Source organism: Marinobacterium sp. xm-g-48 (assembly GCF_013282925.1).
GTDB lineage: Bacteria > Pseudomonadota > Gammaproteobacteria > Pseudomonadales > Balneatricaceae > Marinobacterium_E.
The window spans coordinates 308,389-326,593 of the sequence record NZ_WBYQ01000002.1 but is presented as its reverse complement, the minus strand read 5'-3'; the positions used below and the strand labels follow the sequence as shown (position 1 = coordinate 326,593).

The following is an 18,205-nucleotide window of genomic DNA, read 5'->3' as shown; positions in this document are numbered from 1 at the left end:
GTATAAAAGCGACATAAGCTGTCCTTTGGCGAACCGCTGGTTTAATGTGAAGGCACGATTACCTACTGAATGGCTCCCTGAGTAAAGAGCTGTTTGATGAGCGATGACTCGCCAATCTTGTACTGATTAGCTGATAGGTAACCTTGATTGGCTAGCTGTTTAGCAAGTTCTATCTCTGCGTCATCGACCTCTAGCTGAACGCCGTTACAGAAGAGTTTGAACTGTTCACCATCAGAATAGAGCAGGCGGTTGTTTGGAAGAAGCTCGATACCGTCCTCGGTGGCGCCCAGTATCCAATCATCGTAATCCTCTGGGTCAAGCTGTTCAGTTTGATCAGGATACTTAGGTTCTGAAAACAAGGACCCTAAAGCGCTTTCAAGCTGTTCCCGATTGGATAAAAGTGCTTTTAGGCGCTGTTCGATTTGAGTGATGGACGCTTGATCGATCTCCCCCGGCGATTGGCAAAGAGTTCGTTTAGGATCACTAAACCGGTGTTCGCTAGTCAGGGCTTCACCGATGCTGTCTGATACGGTTCGCAGTATCTCGGCATCGGATGGTGCTCTGAATCCTGCAGAGTAGGTGACGCAATCTTCACTGGTTGCTATGCCGTTATGAGCGACTTGTGGAGGGAGGTAGAGCATATCGCCCGGCTCCAGATCAAAGCTCTCTAGGCATTGGAATTCACTCAGAATCATAACCGGCGCATCCGGTAAACGGGGTGATTGGCTAGATTCAATATCACCCAACTCCCAGCGACGTGTCCCTTTAGCCTGAATTAAAAAGACATCGTAGTTGTCATAGTGTGGTCCAACACCACCACCCGGCGTTGCATAGCTGATCATCAGATCATCGATGCGCCAGTTAGGGACAAAGTTGAAGGCATCTAGCAATGCTTTTGCTTCGGGGGAGTAGTGGTCTACGGCTTGCACTAGAAGCGTCCAGTGCGATTCTGGAAGATGTGCGAAGGTCTCCTCATTTAGAGGACCACATTCCAACTGGTATTCTGAGCTGTCCGGTTTGAATTGAATCAGTCTCGATTCGACTTCCTCTTCGAGGGATAAGCCTGCCAATTCATCAGAGCTGACAACGGGTTCAAGGTCGGGAAATGCATTGCGAATTAACACTGGTTTCTGTTGCCAATAGTCACGCAGAAACGTCTCAACCGTTAAATCACCCCAGTTAATTGTGTACATAGCCAATCCTTTAAAAATGATGGCTTCATTTTAAATTAAAGGGCCGGTGGGTGATATCTACTTTGTTAAGAATTCCAGTGACTGGCTTTAGCCTGTCATCTGCTTTATCGGTGTTTTCCAGATAGGTATTAAATTCTAACTGCGGATGACAGGCTGAAGGCCAGTCACCGTCGCTACTAGCTAGATGCATACGAAAATTAATCGCGACCTCTTCGAGATCGCTCCAACAACCTAACTGCGGATGACAGGCTGAAGGCCAGTCACCGTCGCTACTAGCTAGATGCATACGAAAATTAATCGCGACCTCTTCGAGATCGCTCCAACAACCTAACTGCGGATGACAGGCTGAAGGCCAGTCACCGTCGCTACTAGCTAGATGCATACGAAAATTAATCGCGACCTCTTCGAGATCGCTCCAACAACCTAACTGCGGATGACAGGCTGAAGGCCAGTCACCAATAGATGAATTAGATAGACCGATCCTGGGTGAGCTACTATTATTCAGTGATGAATGAATTACAGATTACACGAGTCGATTACCTAGACCCGCAACAGGGTAAAGATCTTGTCACTCTATTAAATGCCTATGCATTGGATCCCTTGGGGGGTGACACTCCGCTTAGTGATGAAGTGAAGCAGGCTCTTCCTGCTAAATTAGCTGAGGTAGACGGTGCAAATAGCTTTATTGCCTATGTGAATGATCAGCCAGTGGGGCTGCTTAATGCCTTTATGGGCTTTAGCACCTTTAATGCCGCTCCATTGATCAATATTCACGACGTTTATGTGGCACCCCAAGCGAGAGGTAAGGGTGTTGTCGATGCACTCTTTGCTGCTATCGAAGCGGTGGCTAAGGAGTTGAACTGCTGCAAAATTACCTTGGAAGTATTAGAGGAGAATGGCGTTGCTCAGTCTGCTTACAAACGGTTGGGCTATAAAGGCTACGATCTTGGTGAACTAGGGGGTGAAGCCCTCTTTTGGCAGAAAAAACTGTCGTGAAAATCCCTCTTATCATCCTCCCCAAGCTCTCTAAAAAGAGCTTTTTGGTTGTTTTCATAATATTGACGGCATTTACTCTGTTCAATGTGAATAAGAGTTATAAAACCTATACGGTGCTTAACAATGCGAGGTTGTTGGGTTCTGAGACCGCTGCAGATATCCGTGCTAAAGATACACTGAGTGATTTAATTGACCATTATCAGGTTTCATTAGAGGGATTGGTAGGGGTGCTAGGTGCGCCGTTGCCAGAGAAGAGCTCAACGTTAAAATCGATTGCGGAGAGTCGAGGTATGAGTGAACTGACTCTGATTGCTAAGGTTCAGTCTTTAGTTCCCCAGTCAGGTGATTTGCAGCAGAGTGATGATGGCTCTTGGTCAGCGTCGCTCAATGAGCTCTTGTATGAGGGGTTGGCTCTTTATGGTCTTCCTATCGTGCTAGCGGTTGTATTACTTGGTGCTTTAGGTTTGCCTGTACCAGCGGGTCCAATGACCGGAATAGTGGGGCTAATGGCCTTCTCAGGTCTGTTCGATGCTTTTTTTGCGGCTGTTGGGATAGTGGTTGCAGCGTTTTTAGGTGATGTTCTGTTGTTTGAGTTGGGTCGACGAATGGATACCGCTTGGTTCGATAAGCACGGCGCAAAATTTGGTTTCAATAAGAAGAGTCGTCACAGGGTAGAGCATCTTTTTCACCGTTGGGGCTCTTTGACACTAATACTGTCGAGATCTTTGGTGGCGCACATCAGTGCGGTTGTCAGCCTGATGGCAGGTGCCTCTTCATTAGGTCGAACAAAATACTGGCTAAACTGTCTAATAGGTCGGCTTGGTTGGTTGTTAATCTATTTTGGTTTTGGGTATTTCGTTGGGGATAATCTTGCAATGGCAGGTAGCTTCTTGGGATACCTGAGTTTAAGTTTGTTGGGGCTGTTACTGATCATTGTGCTCTTTGATCAGTACCACAAGCAAAGTCATAGAGTGGTATGAGGTAACCAGGGAAGCTATGTTTGAATCGGTTCGTTCTTTAACAATGGAAGCGGCACTTGAATTGGCTAAAACCGTTCAAGCTGAAGCGGATACTCAAGGGTTCGCCATGAATGTGGTTGTCGTCGATCGCTCAGGTCTGCCTTTAGTGGTACTCAGAAACCCTAAGGCGCCGGATGCCTCTTTGGAGTTTGCGGAGCGTAAAGCTTACACCGCTGCGAGCTATGGCTGGCCAACCGCTAAGTGGCAGGAGATTGTGGGTGAGCGTCCATTGGTGATGCAGGGGCTAGCGCAAAATCCTAAAGTCTCTCTGATCGCTGGTGGTCTACCCGTTAAGCTGGGCGATGAAACCATCGGGGGGCTAGGGGTAGCAGGTGCTAAAGCGCCAGAGGATCATGCGGTTGCCGCTGCGGGTTTAGAGGCGTTTTTGGAAAAGCCTTAATGCGTGTGTGAAAGGGAAGACGAGTTCAATAGATTGTTGTTGGAGCCTTATCGAAGATGAGGCGATGTCCGGTTTCGCGACCTCTGCGAGATCGCTCCTACGGGGGTTCGGCCATTTGCGATCGAGAATGCGTTCGATGGATTGTTGTTGGAGCCTTATCGAAGATGAGGCGATGTCCGGTTTCGCGCGTTAGCTTCCCTTGTTTTCGCGATCCAGGGTCTCTTCGACGGCGTTGAGAATGCCTCGTAACATACCCATCTCGGTTTTCTCTGGACGGGTGCGATTGAAGTAGCGTTTCAGTTTATCCAATACGCGTCCTTCGTGTTGAGGGATGATAAAGCTGACGCGACGTAGCACGCGCTCTAGGTGTTCAAAGAATAGAACCATCTCATGTTGGCGCGGGTAGGGTGCCTCTTCAACTTTTTCAGGTGCTAGGCGACTGGCACGGCGTAACTCATAGCAGACCAGTTGAATCGCCTGTGAAACATTCAAAACCGGGTAGTCCGGGTTGGCATCAATAAACAGGTGTCGATTACACATCAGCATCTCTTTATTGTTTAAACCCATAGTCTCGCGCCCAAAGATGATCGCGATTTCGCCGGAGTGTGATTCAGTATGAATCTGTTGTGCAGCGCTCTCTAAGTCTTGCAAGGGGAGGTCGAAGGTTCTTTCACGAGCACTGGTGCCGACCACCAGCTGACAGTCTGCAATCGCCTCTTCGAGGGTTGCAACTACCTTCGCACTCTCCAATAAATCTTTAGCGCCAGCGGCACGCGAAGTGGCCTCTTCACTTGGAAACTCACGAGGGTTGACTAGCCAGAGTTGGCCCAGTCCCATGTTCTTCAGTGCGCGAGCCGCCGCTCCAATGTTTCCAGGGTGGAAGGTCTCGACTAAAACGATTCGAATGTTGTTCAGCATGATGGGTGATCTGTTGTGTTAAACAATAAAAACGCCCCATAAGGAGCGTTTTATTCAGCGCTTCATCGATTAGATGCGAGACGCTTGTTCTGCTGCATTACCGACGTAAGTACCCGGTGTCAGTGTGCGAAGCTCTGCTTTAGCGGACTCTGGGATCTCAAGTGTTTCGATGAAATCGAGCATCACCTCTTTAGTCATCCCTTTACCGCGAGTCAGTGCTTTTAGCTTCTCATACGGCTCTTCAATCGCATAACGGCGCATCACTGTCTGGATAGGCTCAGCTAGCACTTCCCAGCTGTTGTCTAGATCTTCATCTAGGCGTGCCGCGTTCACTTCAAGTTTGCTAATGCCTTTCAGTGTCGATGCATAGGCAATCAGACTGTGGCCAAACCCGACACCTAGGTTACGCAGTACGGTTGAGTCTGTTAGATCGCGCTGCCAGCGAGAGATTGGCAGTTTCATGGTCAGGTGGCCCATTACTGCGTTCGCGATGCCCAAGTTGCCCTCTGAGTTTTCAAAATCAATTGGGTTAACTTTATGTGGCATGGTTGATGAACCCACTTCGCCAGCAATCGTTTTCTGCTTGAAGTAACCCCAGGCGATGTAGCCCCAAACGTCACGATCAAAGTCGATCAGGATGGTGTTGTAACGACAGACTAGGTCGAACAACTCAGCAATGTAGTCGTGAGGTTCAATCTGCGTCGTGTAGGGGTTGAAGTTCAATCCTAGACCTTCAATAAAGCTCTTGGCATTCTCTTCCCAGTCGATCTCTGGGTATGCGCTTAGGTGGGCATTGTAGTTACCAACGGCACCGTTAATCTTGCCAAGGTACTCGATGCTGTCTAGCTGCTTGATTTGACGACGCAGACGGTAAGCTACGTTAGCCATCTCTTTACCTAAGGTCGATGGTGAAGCTGTCTGGCCGTGGGTGCGCGATAGCATTGGCTGAGTGGCAAAATCTTGTCCGATCTTTGCAATGGCCTGTTCAATCGCTTCCATCTCTGTGCGCATTACGGCGACGCCGTTTTTCAGCATCAGTGCGTGAGACAGGTTGTTAATATCTTCACTGGTGCAAGCAAAGTGAACAAATTCGCTGATCGCGTTGAGTTCTGCATTGCCAGAGATCTGCTCTTTAATGAAATACTCAACCGCTTTTACATCGTGGTTGGTTGTGCGCTCGATCTCTTTGATGCGCTCAGCCTGTTCTAAAGAGAATTCAGCAACCAGTGTATCTAACAGTGCATTGGCTTCGCTGCTTAATGCAGGGACTTCAGTGATCTGCGGGTGTGAAGCTAATTGCTGCAACCAACGGATCTCAACTTCAACACGGAAGCGGATCAATCCGAATTCGCTAAAAATAGTACGAAGGGCAGAGGTTTTGCTTCCGTAGCGGCCATCAACGGGCGATACGGCTGTTAGAGCAGTGAGTTCCATGAATGGGGTCTCTTGAATAGCGTGAATTTAAGGGTCGTAATTATATAGAAAAAAGCAGAGGTTTGGGAGTGTCTAAGGTTAGGGTGACAGGCTTTAGCCTGTCATCCGCTCTATCAGCAATTTCCAGCGCCTCCATTGGAAGCCCGTCAGTGGATGACAGGCTAAAAGCCAGTCACCGCAACTTCGCGCTAATTCGCTCCCACATCCGAGTTCCGTACTATATTTCTACGAAGCACAATTGTAGGAGCGAATTCAGCAAAGCTGAAACCGCGAAAGGATCTGGCAGAGGTCTCTATTTAAAGACGCTTCAGCTCTTGTAGGGCGTCACCGACGCGCGATCTAAAGAAGATCAAGTGCCAGCGTTGGCCGCCAACCTGTCTCCAAAGAATAGCCGCTCGAATGCCTGCCAGTAGAAGGGCGCGTATGCGGGCTGCATTTTCATTGTTCTGCAGATTGCGTGGGTCACCCTGTACCTGAATTCTGAAATTAAAGTTGCTGATCGTCTCTTGATAGAGAGCGTCAATACCAGCTAGTACTGAACTGTGAGTAAATCGACTGGCATCGGTCGGTTCGTCATCACGGTGATTGTTCAGCCAGAAGTAGTCCGCTTTTTTTGCAAGCTCATCCAGACGCTCTGAAATGGTATTCAGGTAGTCGCTGTTCTTGGCCAGTTTGCGCTCCAATGTGATCAGGCTTAGTGCGTAGCGCATCACCATTGGTGAGTAAGCATTCTCTTTTTTATCAATAATTTGCTGTATTGAATTAAAGCCGTCATTAAGATTGATTTTAAGTTGCTGCCGGCCGCCGAAGATATCCTCAGTCGTAGCTGGGTTCATCTCGAACAGTGACGCGATAGAGACTTCGAAACTGCTGCTTGAACAGCTCCCTTGGCGCGCAATCTGATCGACGAGGTGGGCTGCTTGAAAGATGGCAGCCATTGCGATCGCCTGCTCCTGTTTTGCCCTCGACATCTATCTATCCCCCCATGTCAGATCACGTGAACTCTGTTCAATGACACCGCCGCCTAAGCAGAGATCGCCTTGATAGAGAACTAGTGATTGTCCCGGTGTAACTGCTCGTTGAGGTTGGTCGAAATAGACCTTGTAGCCCTTTTCATGCTTTTCGATGCGGCAGGCTTGATCCGCTTGTCGGTAACGGACTTTTGCGGTGCAACTCATCGGTAGCTGAGGCTCTTCACCGTTGATCCAAAAAATCTCGGACGCATAGAGCCAATCACTGTAGAGCAGCTCATTATCGATGCCTTGCACTGCGATCAGTTCATTAGCGTTCAAGTCTTTACCCGCCACGAACCATGGATCTTCGGAGTAGTTGGCCAGGCCGCCAATGCCGAGGCCCTGACGCTGCCCAAGGGTGTAGTACATCAAGCCCTGGTGTTTTCCGATGACATCCCCAGTGGGTGTGACGATATTGCCTGGTTGAGCGGGGATGTACTGTTTTAAGAAATCGGTAAAGCGACGTTCACCGATGAAACAGATACCCGTGCTGTCCTTCTTTTTGGCGGTAATTAAATCGAGCTGTTCTGCAATCTCACGAACCTTAGGTTTCTCCAACTCACCAACAGGGAATAGCGTCATGGCCAGCTCTTGGTGGCCCACCTGGTGTAAGAAATAGCTCTGATCCTTGTTGGGATCTAGACCTTTTAACAGCTCGCCCTTCTCACCCTGCAGGCGACGACGTGTGTAGTGACCGGTTGCAATCATGTCGGCACCCAGTAGTTGGGCATACTCAAGAAAGGCTTTGAATTTGATTTCACGGTTGCAGAGGATATCTGGGTTGGGGGTGCGACCCGCTTTGTACTCTTCTAAAAAGTGTTCGAAGACGTTGTCCCAATACTCTGCAGCAAAGTTAGCCGTATGAAGCTTGATCTCAAGTTTGTCGCACACTGCTTGTGCATCGGCAAGATCCTCAAGAGCGGTACAGTACTCAGTACCGTCGTCCTCTTCCCAGTTTTTCATGAACAGACCTTCAACTTGGTAGCCCTGTTCTTTTAAAAGGTATGCAGAGACAGAGGAGTCCACGCCGCCAGACATGCCGACAATAACTTTTGTCTCGGTGATCGATTTTGTGCTCATGAAGTCAGTCTAATTGATCGTGTATTAAATTAAGTGGGTAGCGTTTGCCTGCCAAATAGTCATCGATGCAGTCCAGTACCAGGTGGCTGCGTAAACGGTGCTTGTTCTCTGCTACCTCATCGCGCGTCATCCAGACCGCTTGGAGAATCCCCTCATCCAATGCCTGTTCAGGGTTATGCGACAGCGCATTCGCGATAAAAGTCACCCTATGGAAGGTGAGATCTAATTCAGGCACGCGGTAGACATAGAGTCCCAGTAGGGCATCCAGTTCAACGCTCCATGCGGTCTCCTCTTCGGTTTCACGCAGTGCTGCTTGAAACAGAGTTTCTCCATTTTCAACATGGCCAGCTGGCTGGTTAAGCACCTTTTGATCGCCGTTGATGATCTCTTCTACCAGTAAAAAGCGATTCTCTTTCTCAACAATTGTTGCGACGGTCGCATGTGGAAACCAGCGGTTTGGTTTGGAGTCGTGCATCGTTTAACTATCTGCAATAAAATAGCTGATTATCATATCAGATTTTAAGCCGTTTCTAGGCGGTGTTTCTTAATTTTGAGGTCAGAATGCAAGATCGCATTGAAGTCGTTACGCAACCGATTGACAGTTCAGATGGTTTGACTTGGTTGAAAGAGTCACCAGAAGGGGTGGGGGCACTGGTCTCATTCACAGGCATGGTGCGTGAATTGCCGGATGCCGATTTAGAGTTCATGGAGCTAGAGCACTACCCAGGCATGACTGAAAAGGCCTTAGCCAATATAGCGACTCAAGCCGGTGAACGTTGGCCGCTAAAACGTGTCTATATTGTGCACCGAGTCGGTCCTATGGGGCTGTCCGAAGAGGTTGTGCAAGTGGCTGTGAGTTCGGCGCATCGCAATGCTGCATTTGAAGCGGCCAGCTTTATTATGGATTATCTAAAACGTGACGCGCCGTTTTGGAAGCGTGAGGTGAGTGATAAAGGATCGGTTTGGGTCGAGCAGAAAGCTAGCGACGTCGAGGCCGCGAAGAGCTGGGGCGACCGCTAGTCCGCCTGTTATTCGCAGGTTGAGTTCTCTTTTTAGGCAGTGGTGCTAGGTTAACGTCCAACTTTCGCCACTCGCCTGGTGCTAAATCATCGATTGTCCACTCACCCACGGCATAGCGAATCAAACGTAAGGTTGGAAATCCGACGGCCGCCGTCATTCGTCTGACTTGGCGGTTTTTCCCTTCACTGATGACCAGCTCAATCCAGCTGGTTGGTATGTTTTTGCGCTCACGAATCGGTGGTGTTCTTGGCCAGGGTTCATCGATCTGGATGATGTTTGCTTTGGCGGGGCGGGTTAAGCCATCTTTTAACTCTACCCCTTGTCTTAGCTGATCCAAAGCCTGTTCAGTGATACTGCCCTCTACTTGAACCCAGTAGGTTTTGGGGAGTTTGAACTTAGGATGTGCGAGCCGGTGCTGCAGTTCGCCGTCACTGGTTAAGACCAGTAGTCCTTCGGAATCGTAATCTAAACGGCCTGCGGCGTAGATTTTGGGGATATCAATGAACTGTGCAAGCGTGTCTCTACCCTGATCATCGGTAAAGGTGGGTAGGACATTAAAGGGTTTGTTCAGTAGATAGAGGGTAGACATAGGGTAGGAGTACTCAAAACGTATCGCGCAGTGTACGCGATAAGTCTGCCAGCCCCAAGTCCCAGAATGAGCCCTTTTAGGCTACGTCGAACTGAATATTGATAGCGTGGTAGCCGCTCTCGACGGGTTTAGCGTCAAAGACGACCTCTTGACCCGCTTTAAGGGTTTTATAGCCCTCTTTCTGAATAGCACTGAAGTGTACGAAAAGCTCCTGATCAAACTGATCACACAGAATAAATCCAAAACCTTTGACGTTGTTGAACCACTTCACCTGACCTCTATGCATGACATCCTCCTATGCAATCTGATCTGTAACATGAGTGCGTAAACTGGTTAAATGAACGATCCGTAATGGGTTCAACACACTGACTGTTTGTTACACTTAAAGAGTATTTAGCGGGCGCTGGGTAATGAAGCGCTTTTCAAAAAATGCATAAACTCTAAAGCGGTAAATTTTTATATTTAGATTAATTTGGTGAAAATGAGTATTACAAAGCGTCATGCACAGCCTGAAATGTCCGATCAAGACGACGATCAACAGCATCCACCGGGATTGGCCACGGCTGAGGCGAAACCTGAATTGAAGCAACCCTCGCTCTATCGAGTGCTGCTCATGAACGATGACTACACGCCGATGGAGTTTGTGGTTCAAGTGTTAATGGGCTTCTTTAACATGAGCGAAGAGAAAGCCACTCAAGTGATGTTGGCCGTTCATACCCAAGGCAAAGGCGTCTGTGGCGTCTATACTAAAGATGTTGCTGAGACAAAAGCGGCACAAGTTAATCAGTATTCACGTGACAATAAACATCCGCTACTCTGTGAAGTAGAGCAGGCATAAGGAGATTCGCTATGTTGAATCGAGAGTTAGAAGATACTCTAAGTCAGGCTTTTCAATCAGCCAGTACGTCTCGTCACGAGTTTTTGACCGTTGAACATCTGTTATTGGCCTTGATCGATAATCGTCATGCGTTTGAAGTACTGGCTGCCTGCGGGGCTGACTTTGATGCACTGGTCAATCAGCTGCACAACTTCCTTAAAGAGACAACGCCTCAGCTTCCCGATAATGTCGAAGCGTCCGAAACCCAGCCAACACTTGGTTTTCAGCGTGTCCTTCAGCGCGCGGTATTTCATGTCCAGTCGTCGGGCAAGACCGAGGTCACCGGCGCCAATGTTCTGGTTGCTATTTTCAGTGAGCAAGAGAGCCAAGCTGTTTACTTCCTTAAGATGCAAGGGATAGAGCGGTTGGACGTCGTGAACTTTTTATCGCATGGCGTTTCGGACAGTGAGTCAGACAATGAGCAGCAGTCTGCTGCAGCGGATGCGAAAGATGAGCAGAAACAGGAGAGTGCGCTCTCTAAGTATGCGATCAATTTAAACAAACAGGCAGCGGTTGGTCAGATCGACCCGCTGGTGGGGCGTGACTCAGAGGTTGAGCGTGTTGTTCAGATTCTGTCTCGTCGTCGCAAGAATAATCCGCTGTTAGTGGGTGAGGCCGGTGTCGGTAAGACAGCCATTGCAGAGGGTTTGGCGAAGCTAATCATTGAAGAGCAAGTGCCTGATGTGATTGCCAATTCAGTTGTCTACTCCTTAGATTTGGGTGCGCTGGTTGCTGGGACGAAGTATCGTGGCGACTTTGAAAAACGCCTTAAGTCACTGCTAAACGAGATCAAAGATCAGCGCGAAGCGATTCTGTTCATTGATGAGATTCACACCATTATTGGCGCCGGCGCCACTTCGGGTGGCTCTATGGATGCCAGTAATCTGCTCAAGCCTCTATTAAGCTCAGGTCAGTTGCGCTGTATTGGATCAACGACTTTCCAAGAGTTCCGCGGCATTTTTGAGAAAGATCGCGCCTTGGCACGCCGTTTCCAAAAAGTGGACGTGTTAGAGCCTAGTGTCGAAGATACCTACCAAATTTTGAAAGGTCTTCGATCACGCTTTGAAGAGCATCACGAGATACGTTACACCGATGCTGCCCTGAAGTCGGCGGCTGAAATGGCGGATCGTTACATCAATGAGAAGCATCTTCCAGACAAGGCGATCGATGTCATCGATGAGGCGGGTGCTTATCAGCGACTCATTCCTGAAGAGGATCGAGTTGAAGCGATTGATGTGCCCGAAATCGAGACGATTGTCGCTAAGATCGCTCGAATCCCGCCTAAGTCGGTTTCAGCTTCTGACAAGCAACAACTGGCTAAGCTTGATACCAATTTGAAAATGGTTGTTTTGGGTCAGGATGAAGCGATCGATAACCTGTCGGCGGCAATCAAGCTATCACGTGCTGGACTTAAAGAGCCCAACAAGCCGGTCGGTAGCTTCTTATTTGCCGGGCCAACAGGTGTGGGTAAAACCGAGGTGACATCGCAACTGGCTCGTATTTTAGGTATTGAGCTGATTCGTTTTGATATGTCGGAATACATGGAGCGTCATACTGTCTCCCGATTGATCGGTGCGCCACCAGGGTACGTTGGTTTTGACCAGGGGGGTCTGTTGACCGAGGCGGTGACTAAATCACCGCACGCTGTTGTGCTGCTTGATGAGATAGAGAAAGCTCACCCCGAAGTCTTTAACCTACTGTTGCAGGTGATGGACAACGGTACCTTGACCGACAACAACGGTCGTAAAGCTGATTTCCGTAACGTGATTCTGATCATGACCACCAATGCCGGTGCTGAGGATATGGGACGTGCCAGCTTTGGTTTTGCTAAACAAGACCACAGCAGTGACGGTATGGAGGCGATTAAACGACTCTTTACACCTGAATTCCGTAACCGTTTGGACTCTATCGTTCAGTTCAAAGCGCTGACGAGAGAGATCGTGCGTGGTGTGGTTGATAAGTTCCTTATGGAGCTACAGGTTCAGCTAGACGATAAAAAGGTCAGTATTCATGCCAGTGATGAAGCCTGCGATTGGCTGGCCGAGCATGGCTATGATGAGAAGATGGGTGCGCGTCCAATGCGTCGCCTAATTCAAGAGAAGATCAAAAAGCCGTTGGCCGAGAAGATCCTGTTTGGTGAACTGTCGGAAGAGGGCGGATCCGTTGAGATTGTAGTGAACCCTGAAGGTGAACTCGATCTTGAAACCAGCACAGAAACAAAAATGGCCACTGTATAGTGGCCATTTTTTTGTAGGTCTCGATTAACGAGCGCGGTAAGTGATACGACCCTTGTTCAAATCGTAAGGAGTCAATTCAACTTTAACCTTGTCACCCGTAAGGATACGGATGTAGTTTTTACGCATTTTGCCAGAGATGTGCGCGATTACTACGTGACCATTCTCTAGTTCTACACGGAACATCGTGTTGGGAAGGGTATCGATTACCGTTCCTTCCATTTCAAAAGCGTCTTCTTTAGCCATTAATACCTACCTTTGGAATTCTTTACCAAGTATCGCTTAGCGTGGAATTGATCGCTTTTGTGCGTTACTTGACCTGAAGGTCGCGTATTCTGCACTAAATTGCTAAAAAAGTGAAATAGTTTAGGTCGTAGACTCTGGTCGGCTAGACAATCACTTGATCATATCGTCCGTGGCATCAACCCAAACATCATCCAGCAAGATCTCAATGGGTTGATACTGTGTTTTGTAGGCCATCTTTTTACAGTTTTTCACCCAGTAACCTAAGTAGTTGTAGGGAAGGTTAATCTGTTTCAGGTAATCCACCTGCCAGAGAACAGCAAACACGCCAAGACTGCGTTGATCATGATCAGGACTAAAAAAGCTGTAGACCGCTGATAGACCATCAACGAGCTGATCAGTCACAGCGACTGCGAGCAGTTCACCCTCACTATCACGGTAGAGGTGAAACTGCGTGCTTTGGTTGCTCTCCACTAAAAAGCTGATGAACTGATCTTGTGAGGGAGGGTACATATCACCGTCATCATGGCGTGCGTTGATGTAACGGGCGTAGAGATCGTAAATCTCTTCATCGAAACGAGGTTCGATCGTCTCAACTAAGATGTCTTGGTTTTTATTCCAAATGCGACGTTGAGATTTTGAGCGTTTAAAACGATCGACCGGAATGCGCGCTGAGATACAGGCAGCACAGCCATCGCAATGGGGGCGGTAAACGTGGGTGCCACTGCGTCGGAAGCCATATTGAGTCAGTTGCGAGTAGGTCGGTTTATCTAGGGGGGCTTGTGGGTCAACGAACAGAGTTTTGGCTGTCGCTCGCTCTATATAGCTGCAGTCATGATCAGGCGTGACAAAAAACTTAAGCGTTTGCAGATTCGACATCGGGATACCAATTTCGCTTTGCCCAAGGATTATGGCTAGGCGTCCTTTTGCAATGTGTTAACAGCTGCTCAAACTCGGTCCGTTCGATCTCAACTGCACCCAGTGAGGCCAGATGTGGATTGTAGATCTGGCAATCAATTACAGCATAGTTCGCTTTTTCTAATTCTGCACAAAGAATTTTAGTGGCCACTTTAGACGCGTCTGGTACACGCGAAAACATCGACTCGCCAAAAAAGAGTCGCCCGATCGCAATGCCGTATAAACCACCGACAAGTTGATCATCTTGGTAGACCTCTACAGAGTGGGCGATCCCTTGATGATGTAGCTCGGTGTAGGCGGAAATAATCTGCTCGCTTATCCAGGTGCCATCTTCACCTCTGGGCGCAGCACACTGCCTAATAATCTCTTCGAACTGAGAGTCGATTCTGACAGCGAATTGCTCTTTTCTGAGGCGTTTTTTAAGCGATTTTGATTCATGGAATTGTGTTGGGTAGAGCACGCAGCGGGGGGAGGGTGACCACCATAGAATTGGGTCGTCTTCGCTAAACCAAGGGAATATCCCCTGTGGGTAGGCGGCAGCTAACCAGGCTGCATTCAGTTCCCCGCCGGCAGCCAACAACCCGTTTGGGTCATCGAGTGCGAGGCGGGTGTCTGGGAAATAGGGCTCTCCCGGAGTGAGCCAGGGGATCATTGGATTACTTAGCTAGATCGTCAAGGTAGCGTTCTGCATCCAGTGCTGCCATACAGCCAAAACCAGCTGAGGTGATCGCTTGACGGTATGAGTGGTCAGCGACGTCACCGGCTGCGAATACCCCTTCAATACTGGTTTGAGTGGCGTTACCTTCAAGACCTGTTTTGATTTTAAGGTAGCCATGTTGCATATCCAGCTGGCCGTCAAAGAGTTCAGTGTTGGGTTTATGGCCGATTGCAATGAAGACACCTTGAGCGTCAATCTCTTGAGTCTCACCAGTTTCGGTACTTTTCACGCGAATTCCGGTTACACCCATATCGTCGCCCAGCACTTCATCGAGTTGATTGTTCCACATCAGAGTGATGTTGCCATTCTCGGCACGTTCAAAAATCTTATCTTGCAGGATCTTTTCAGAGCGCAAGGTATCGCGACGGTGAACAAGGACCACCTCTTTCGCAATGTTCGAGAGATAGAGTGCCTCTTCCACGGCCGTGTTACCACCACCCACAACCACTACCTTTTGATTGCGGTAGAAGAAACCGTCACAGGTTGCACAGGCGCTTACCCCTTTGCCTTTAAACGCCTCTTCAGAGTCCAAACCGAGGTATTGAGCGGAGGCGCCGGTTGCAATGATCAGAGCATCACAAGTGTAGACGCCAGTATCACCGGTTAGACGGAATGGACGCTCCGTCAATTCAGCTTTATTGATGTGGTCGTAGATGATTTCGGTGTTGAAGCGTTCGGCGTGCGCTTGCATGCGCTGCATCAATTCAGGACCTTGAACACCCTCAGCATCACCTGGCCAGTTGTCGACATCGGTGGTTGTGGTTAGCTGACCGCCCGCTTGCATACCCGTGATAACAACCGGATTTAGGTTGGCGCGAGCTGCGTAGACAGCAGCAGTGTATCCGGCAGGGCCAGAACCAAGAATGATAAGACTGTGGTGTTTAACGTCACTCATAGAAATGTTTCCAAATAAGATGTCATAAAAATGGGTCTAAAGGGTTTATGGGGGTGAATCCCTTTTTTTCAATCACAAGACCTAACCTACCACTTTATGGTATTTTCCCACAGCATAAAGTTGATTGAATTAAGGGTATTTTTTTGAGTAGTAATCAATCGCTGTCAACATTGACGCTAACCACCCAGTTGAACCGTGTGGTTCGCGAAACCTTGCTGGTGTTACTGATCGGTTTAAACCTGCTGTTTATGCTGAGTTTGATCAGTTACGACACGCGTGATTCGGGTTGGTCACATCAAGGGTATCAATCAGAAATTAGCAACTGGGCCGGCTGGTTCGGTGCATGGATTGCAGACTACTCGGTCTCTTGGTTTGGGGTAGTTGCGTTTGTTATTCCCTTTATTTTGGTTGTCCCTGCCTACCGTTGGTTGCGTCGTCGCTACATTGGCACCCTAGATATGTTGCCCTTTGTGGTAATGCGAACCCTAGGTGCGCTGTTATTTGTTCTTTCGGCCTCTTGTCTAGCCTCAATTCACATTAGCAATGCGGATCTTGGGTTGCCTTTCTCCGCTGGTGGGATTTCCGGTCAAGCGCTGGGTGATTTTGCGGTTCGTTGGTTGAATGTAGCCGGTGCCACCGTCGTATTGTGGATTGCTCTGTTAATCGGCCTAACACTCTATGTTGACTCAAGCTGGCGTCAGGTATTGGATTCTATCGGTGGTGGGTTAGAGACGCTCTGGCAGAGTCTTTTTGCGAAGAGCGAAGAGGAGACTCAAAAAGCGACAGTCTCTGAGCGCCCTATGGAAGTTCGTGTTGCAAAAAGAGCAGCGATGCAACGGGTAGAGCCTGATTTTGAAGTTGAGCCGGGTAGCATGGAGTCACTTCCGGTGGTCGATTTCGGAGAGCCTTCGTTTGACTCTTCGCGTTCTAAACCGCTTGAGATCAAGACCATGGATGATCTGACTGTGGGTTCTGAGGCTAAGTCAGACGGTGCGGAGGTTAAGCCTGCGTCGAAATCGGTTTTTGACGATGCTAACCGCGAGGATGCTGAGAAGCGAACACCGAAAATCGTGCCCCTCTCTGAGACTCATAAACCCTTAGATAGCGATGATGATGCTGAGCCGGTGAAACCCAAAGCCGCTGTGAAGCCTAAGGTGAAAATTCCGAGTCTTGATCTGCTCGATCCACCAGAGATACAGACCGATCAGGGCTATACGGAAGAGGAGGTGGAGCATCTCTCTCGTCTTCTTGAGCAGAAGTTGAATGACTTTGGTGTCGTCGCTGAAGTGGTTGAGGTCAATCCCGGGCCAGTGATCACTCGCTTTGAGATTCAACCAGCTCCTGGTGTTAAAGCCAGCAAAATTTCAAATCTGGCCAAAGATTTGGCACGTTCAATGGCCGTCAGTGCCGTGCGTGTCGTTGAAGTGATTCCCGGTAAGTCGGTGATGGGTATTGAGATACCTAATCACTCTCGTCAGATGGTGCGTCTCTCTGAGGTGCTTAACTCTAAACCCTATCTGGGTGCAGCCTCTAAATTGACGCTGGCGCTGGGTAATGACATCGCCGGCAATCCTGTTGTAGCCAACCTTGCCAAAATGCCTCACTTGCTCGTAGCAGGTACAACCGGTTCCGGTAAGTCGGTCGGCGTAAACGCTATGCTTCTGAGTCTGCTCTATAAGGCGACACCCGAAGAGCTGCGTTTAATGCTGGTCGATCCTAAGATGCTTGAACTCTCTATCTATGATGGCATTCCACATCTGTTAACACCGGTGATTACCGATATGAAAGAGGCGGCCGGTGGTCTACGTTGGTGTGTGGCAGAGATGGAAGATCGTTACCGTCTAATGGCGAAAGTGGGTGTGCGAAACATAGCCGGGTTCAATGATAAGGTTCGTGAAGCGGCCGCTGCCGGTCAGCCTTTGAGGGATCCTCTATGGAATCCTATGGAGCAGGGGCTTTCACCGACAGACCCTGCGCCGGAACTGCAGCCACTCCCTTACATTGTGGTGGTGATTGATGAGTTCGCCGACATGATGATGATTGTCGGTAAAAAAGTGGAAGAGTTGATTGCGCGTATTGCACAAAAAGCCCGTGCTGCTGGTATTCACTTGATTCTTGCGACGCAGCGTCCATCGGTTGATGTGATTACCGGCTTGATTAAAGCCAACGTCCCGACCCGCATCGGTTTTCAGGTCTCTTCTAAAATTGACTCTAGAACCATTCTCGATCAGTCGGGCGCTGAGAACCTATTGGGTAACGGCGATATGCTCTACCTGCCTGCCGGTACCAGTGTGCCAAATCGTGTTCACGGTGCGTTTGTGAGTGATGATGAAGTACACCGTGTGGTTGAAGCGTGGAAGGCGCTGGGTGAACCTGAATTTATCGATGCCATCCTAAACGGTGAAGCAGAGGGTGGTGCTGCAGCTGGCGGTGGCGGTGGCCTGTTTGACGATGAAGCCGACCCACTCTATGACGAGGCGGTCGCGTTTGTCTTAGAAACTCGTAAAGCGTCTATCTCATCCGTGCAGCGCAAGCTAAAAATTGGTTACAACCGTGCAGCTAGAATGATCGAAACGATGGAGGCGGCCGGTGTTGTCTCGCCACCAGGATCGAACGGTCAACGAGAGGTTATGGCACCGGCTGGCCCAAGGGATTAAC

At 49.0% G+C, this 18,205-nt stretch carries 20 protein-coding genes; 7 read left to right on the top strand and 13 right to left on the bottom strand.

Annotated features, from left to right (window positions below; genetic code table 11):
• Window positions 1-62 precede the first annotated feature (62 nt).
• Together XMG48_RS05480 and XMG48_RS05475 are read right to left on the bottom strand one after the other, a co-directional pair.
• Entirely contained in the window at window positions 63-1,193 is a 1,131-nt protein-coding gene (locus XMG48_RS05480; RefSeq protein WP_173481052.1) for a cupin domain-containing protein, read from the bottom strand.
• Window positions 1,194-1,218: 25 nt separating this feature from the next.
• Window positions 1,219-1,575, bottom strand: a complete 357-nt coding sequence (locus XMG48_RS05475; protein WP_173481051.1) for a hypothetical protein — start codon at window positions 1,573-1,575, stop codon at window positions 1,219-1,221.
• A gap of 104 nt (window positions 1,576-1,679) precedes the next feature.
• Here XMG48_RS05475 and XMG48_RS05470 point away from each other — a divergent pair, with 104 nt between their 5' ends.
• Genes XMG48_RS05470 through XMG48_RS05460 form a run of 3 tightly spaced genes read left to right on the top strand, consistent with a single transcriptional unit; the run spans window position 1,680 to window position 3,608 of the window.
• Complete coding sequence (locus XMG48_RS05470; RefSeq protein WP_371731437.1) at window positions 1,680-2,189, top strand: GNAT family N-acetyltransferase; 510 nt, start codon at window positions 1,680-1,682, stop codon at window positions 2,187-2,189.
• Window positions 2,186-3,169, top strand: a complete 984-nt coding sequence (locus XMG48_RS12180; RefSeq protein ID WP_173481050.1) for a VTT domain-containing protein — start codon at window positions 2,186-2,188, stop codon at window positions 3,167-3,169. Before XMG48_RS05470 ends, XMG48_RS12180 begins: the two co-directional genes overlap by 4 nt.
• Window positions 3,170-3,185: 16 nt before the next feature.
• Window positions 3,186-3,608 carry a heme-binding protein gene (locus XMG48_RS05460; RefSeq protein ID WP_173481049.1) on the top strand — a complete coding sequence of 141 codons (423 nt, stop codon included), beginning with the start codon at window positions 3,186-3,188 and terminating at the stop codon, window positions 3,606-3,608.
• Window positions 3,609-3,797: 189 nt separating this feature from the next.
• Here XMG48_RS05460 and XMG48_RS05455 read toward each other — a convergent pair whose 3' ends face one another.
• From XMG48_RS05455 to XMG48_RS05435, 5 genes are all read right to left on the bottom strand, one after another.
• Complete coding sequence (locus XMG48_RS05455; RefSeq protein ID WP_173481048.1) at window positions 3,798-4,526, bottom strand: RNA methyltransferase; 729 nt, start codon at window positions 4,524-4,526, stop codon at window positions 3,798-3,800.
• Between the two features lie 69 nt (window positions 4,527-4,595).
• The gene (gene purB / locus XMG48_RS05450; protein WP_173481047.1) at window positions 4,596-5,960 is read right to left on the bottom strand and encodes an adenylosuccinate lyase; all 1,365 of its coding nucleotides are present in this window, start codon (window positions 5,958-5,960) and stop codon (window positions 4,596-4,598) included.
• Window positions 5,961-6,256: 296 nt separating this feature from the next.
• Window positions 6,257-6,931, bottom strand: a complete 675-nt coding sequence (gene hflD, locus XMG48_RS05445; RefSeq protein WP_173481046.1) for a high frequency lysogenization protein HflD — start codon at window positions 6,929-6,931, stop codon at window positions 6,257-6,259.
• On the bottom strand, window positions 6,932-8,053 hold the full coding sequence (gene mnmA / locus XMG48_RS05440) for a tRNA 2-thiouridine(34) synthase MnmA (RefSeq protein WP_173481045.1): 1,122 nt from the start codon (window positions 8,051-8,053) through the stop codon (window positions 6,932-6,934).
• A gap of 4 nt (window positions 8,054-8,057) precedes the next feature.
• Window positions 8,058-8,528 (bottom strand): NUDIX hydrolase, encoded by a 471-nt coding sequence (locus XMG48_RS05435; RefSeq protein WP_173481044.1) that lies wholly within the window; start codon window positions 8,526-8,528, stop codon window positions 8,058-8,060.
• An 86-nt stretch (window positions 8,529-8,614) separates the two neighbouring features.
• On the opposite strand from XMG48_RS05435, the gene XMG48_RS05430 reads away from it, so the two are divergent.
• On the top strand, window positions 8,615-9,073 hold the full coding sequence (locus tag XMG48_RS05430; RefSeq protein ID WP_173481043.1) for a molybdenum cofactor biosynthesis protein MoaE: 459 nt from the start codon (window positions 8,615-8,617) through the stop codon (window positions 9,071-9,073).
• Here the strand turns inward: XMG48_RS05430 and XMG48_RS05425 are convergent.
• Entirely contained in the window at window positions 9,033-9,662 is a 630-nt protein-coding gene (locus XMG48_RS05425) for a pseudouridine synthase (RefSeq protein WP_173481042.1), read from the bottom strand. The genes XMG48_RS05430 and XMG48_RS05425 overlap by 41 nt on opposite strands.
• A gap of 76 nt (window positions 9,663-9,738) precedes the next feature.
• Complete coding sequence (locus tag XMG48_RS05420; RefSeq protein ID WP_173481041.1) at window positions 9,739-9,948, bottom strand: cold shock domain-containing protein; 210 nt, start codon at window positions 9,946-9,948, stop codon at window positions 9,739-9,741.
• Between the two features lie 195 nt (window positions 9,949-10,143).
• Here XMG48_RS05420 and clpS point away from each other — a divergent pair, with 195 nt between their 5' ends.
• Both clpS and clpA read left to right on the top strand, forming a co-directional pair.
• The gene (gene clpS, locus XMG48_RS05415; protein WP_217362057.1) at window positions 10,144-10,500 is read left to right on the top strand and encodes an ATP-dependent Clp protease adapter ClpS; all 357 of its coding nucleotides are present in this window, start codon (window positions 10,144-10,146) and stop codon (window positions 10,498-10,500) included.
• Between the two features lie 11 nt (window positions 10,501-10,511).
• On the top strand, window positions 10,512-12,776 hold the full coding sequence (clpA, locus tag XMG48_RS05410) for an ATP-dependent Clp protease ATP-binding subunit ClpA (protein WP_173481040.1): 2,265 nt from the start codon (window positions 10,512-10,514) through the stop codon (window positions 12,774-12,776).
• 24 nt (window positions 12,777-12,800) lie between these two features.
• Here the strand turns inward: clpA and infA are convergent, their stop codons facing one another.
• The 4 genes from infA to trxB form a co-directional block, all read right to left on the bottom strand.
• Window positions 12,801-13,019, bottom strand: coding sequence for a translation initiation factor IF-1 (gene infA, locus XMG48_RS05405; RefSeq protein WP_169450742.1), 219 nt, complete (start codon window positions 13,017-13,019; stop codon window positions 12,801-12,803).
• A gap of 150 nt (window positions 13,020-13,169) precedes the next feature.
• On the bottom strand, window positions 13,170-13,895 hold the full coding sequence (locus XMG48_RS05400) for an arginyltransferase (protein WP_173481039.1): 726 nt from the start codon (window positions 13,893-13,895) through the stop codon (window positions 13,170-13,172).
• Window positions 13,873-14,586 (bottom strand): leucyl/phenylalanyl-tRNA--protein transferase, encoded by a 714-nt coding sequence (gene aat / locus XMG48_RS05395; protein ID WP_173481038.1) that lies wholly within the window; start codon window positions 14,584-14,586, stop codon window positions 13,873-13,875. Before aat ends, XMG48_RS05400 begins: the two co-directional genes overlap by 23 nt.
• 4 nt (window positions 14,587-14,590) lie before the next feature.
• A complete protein-coding gene (gene trxB, locus XMG48_RS05390; protein ID WP_173481037.1) occupies window positions 14,591-15,547 on the bottom strand; it encodes a thioredoxin-disulfide reductase in 957 nt (318 codons plus the stop codon).
• Window positions 15,548-15,690: 143 nt separating this feature from the next.
• Between trxB and XMG48_RS05385 the strand changes: the two genes are divergently transcribed.
• Window positions 15,691-18,204 carry a DNA translocase FtsK gene (locus XMG48_RS05385; RefSeq protein WP_173481036.1) on the top strand — a complete coding sequence of 838 codons (2,514 nt, stop codon included), beginning with the start codon at window positions 15,691-15,693 and terminating at the stop codon, window positions 18,202-18,204.
• Window position 18,205: the final 1 nt, after the last annotated feature.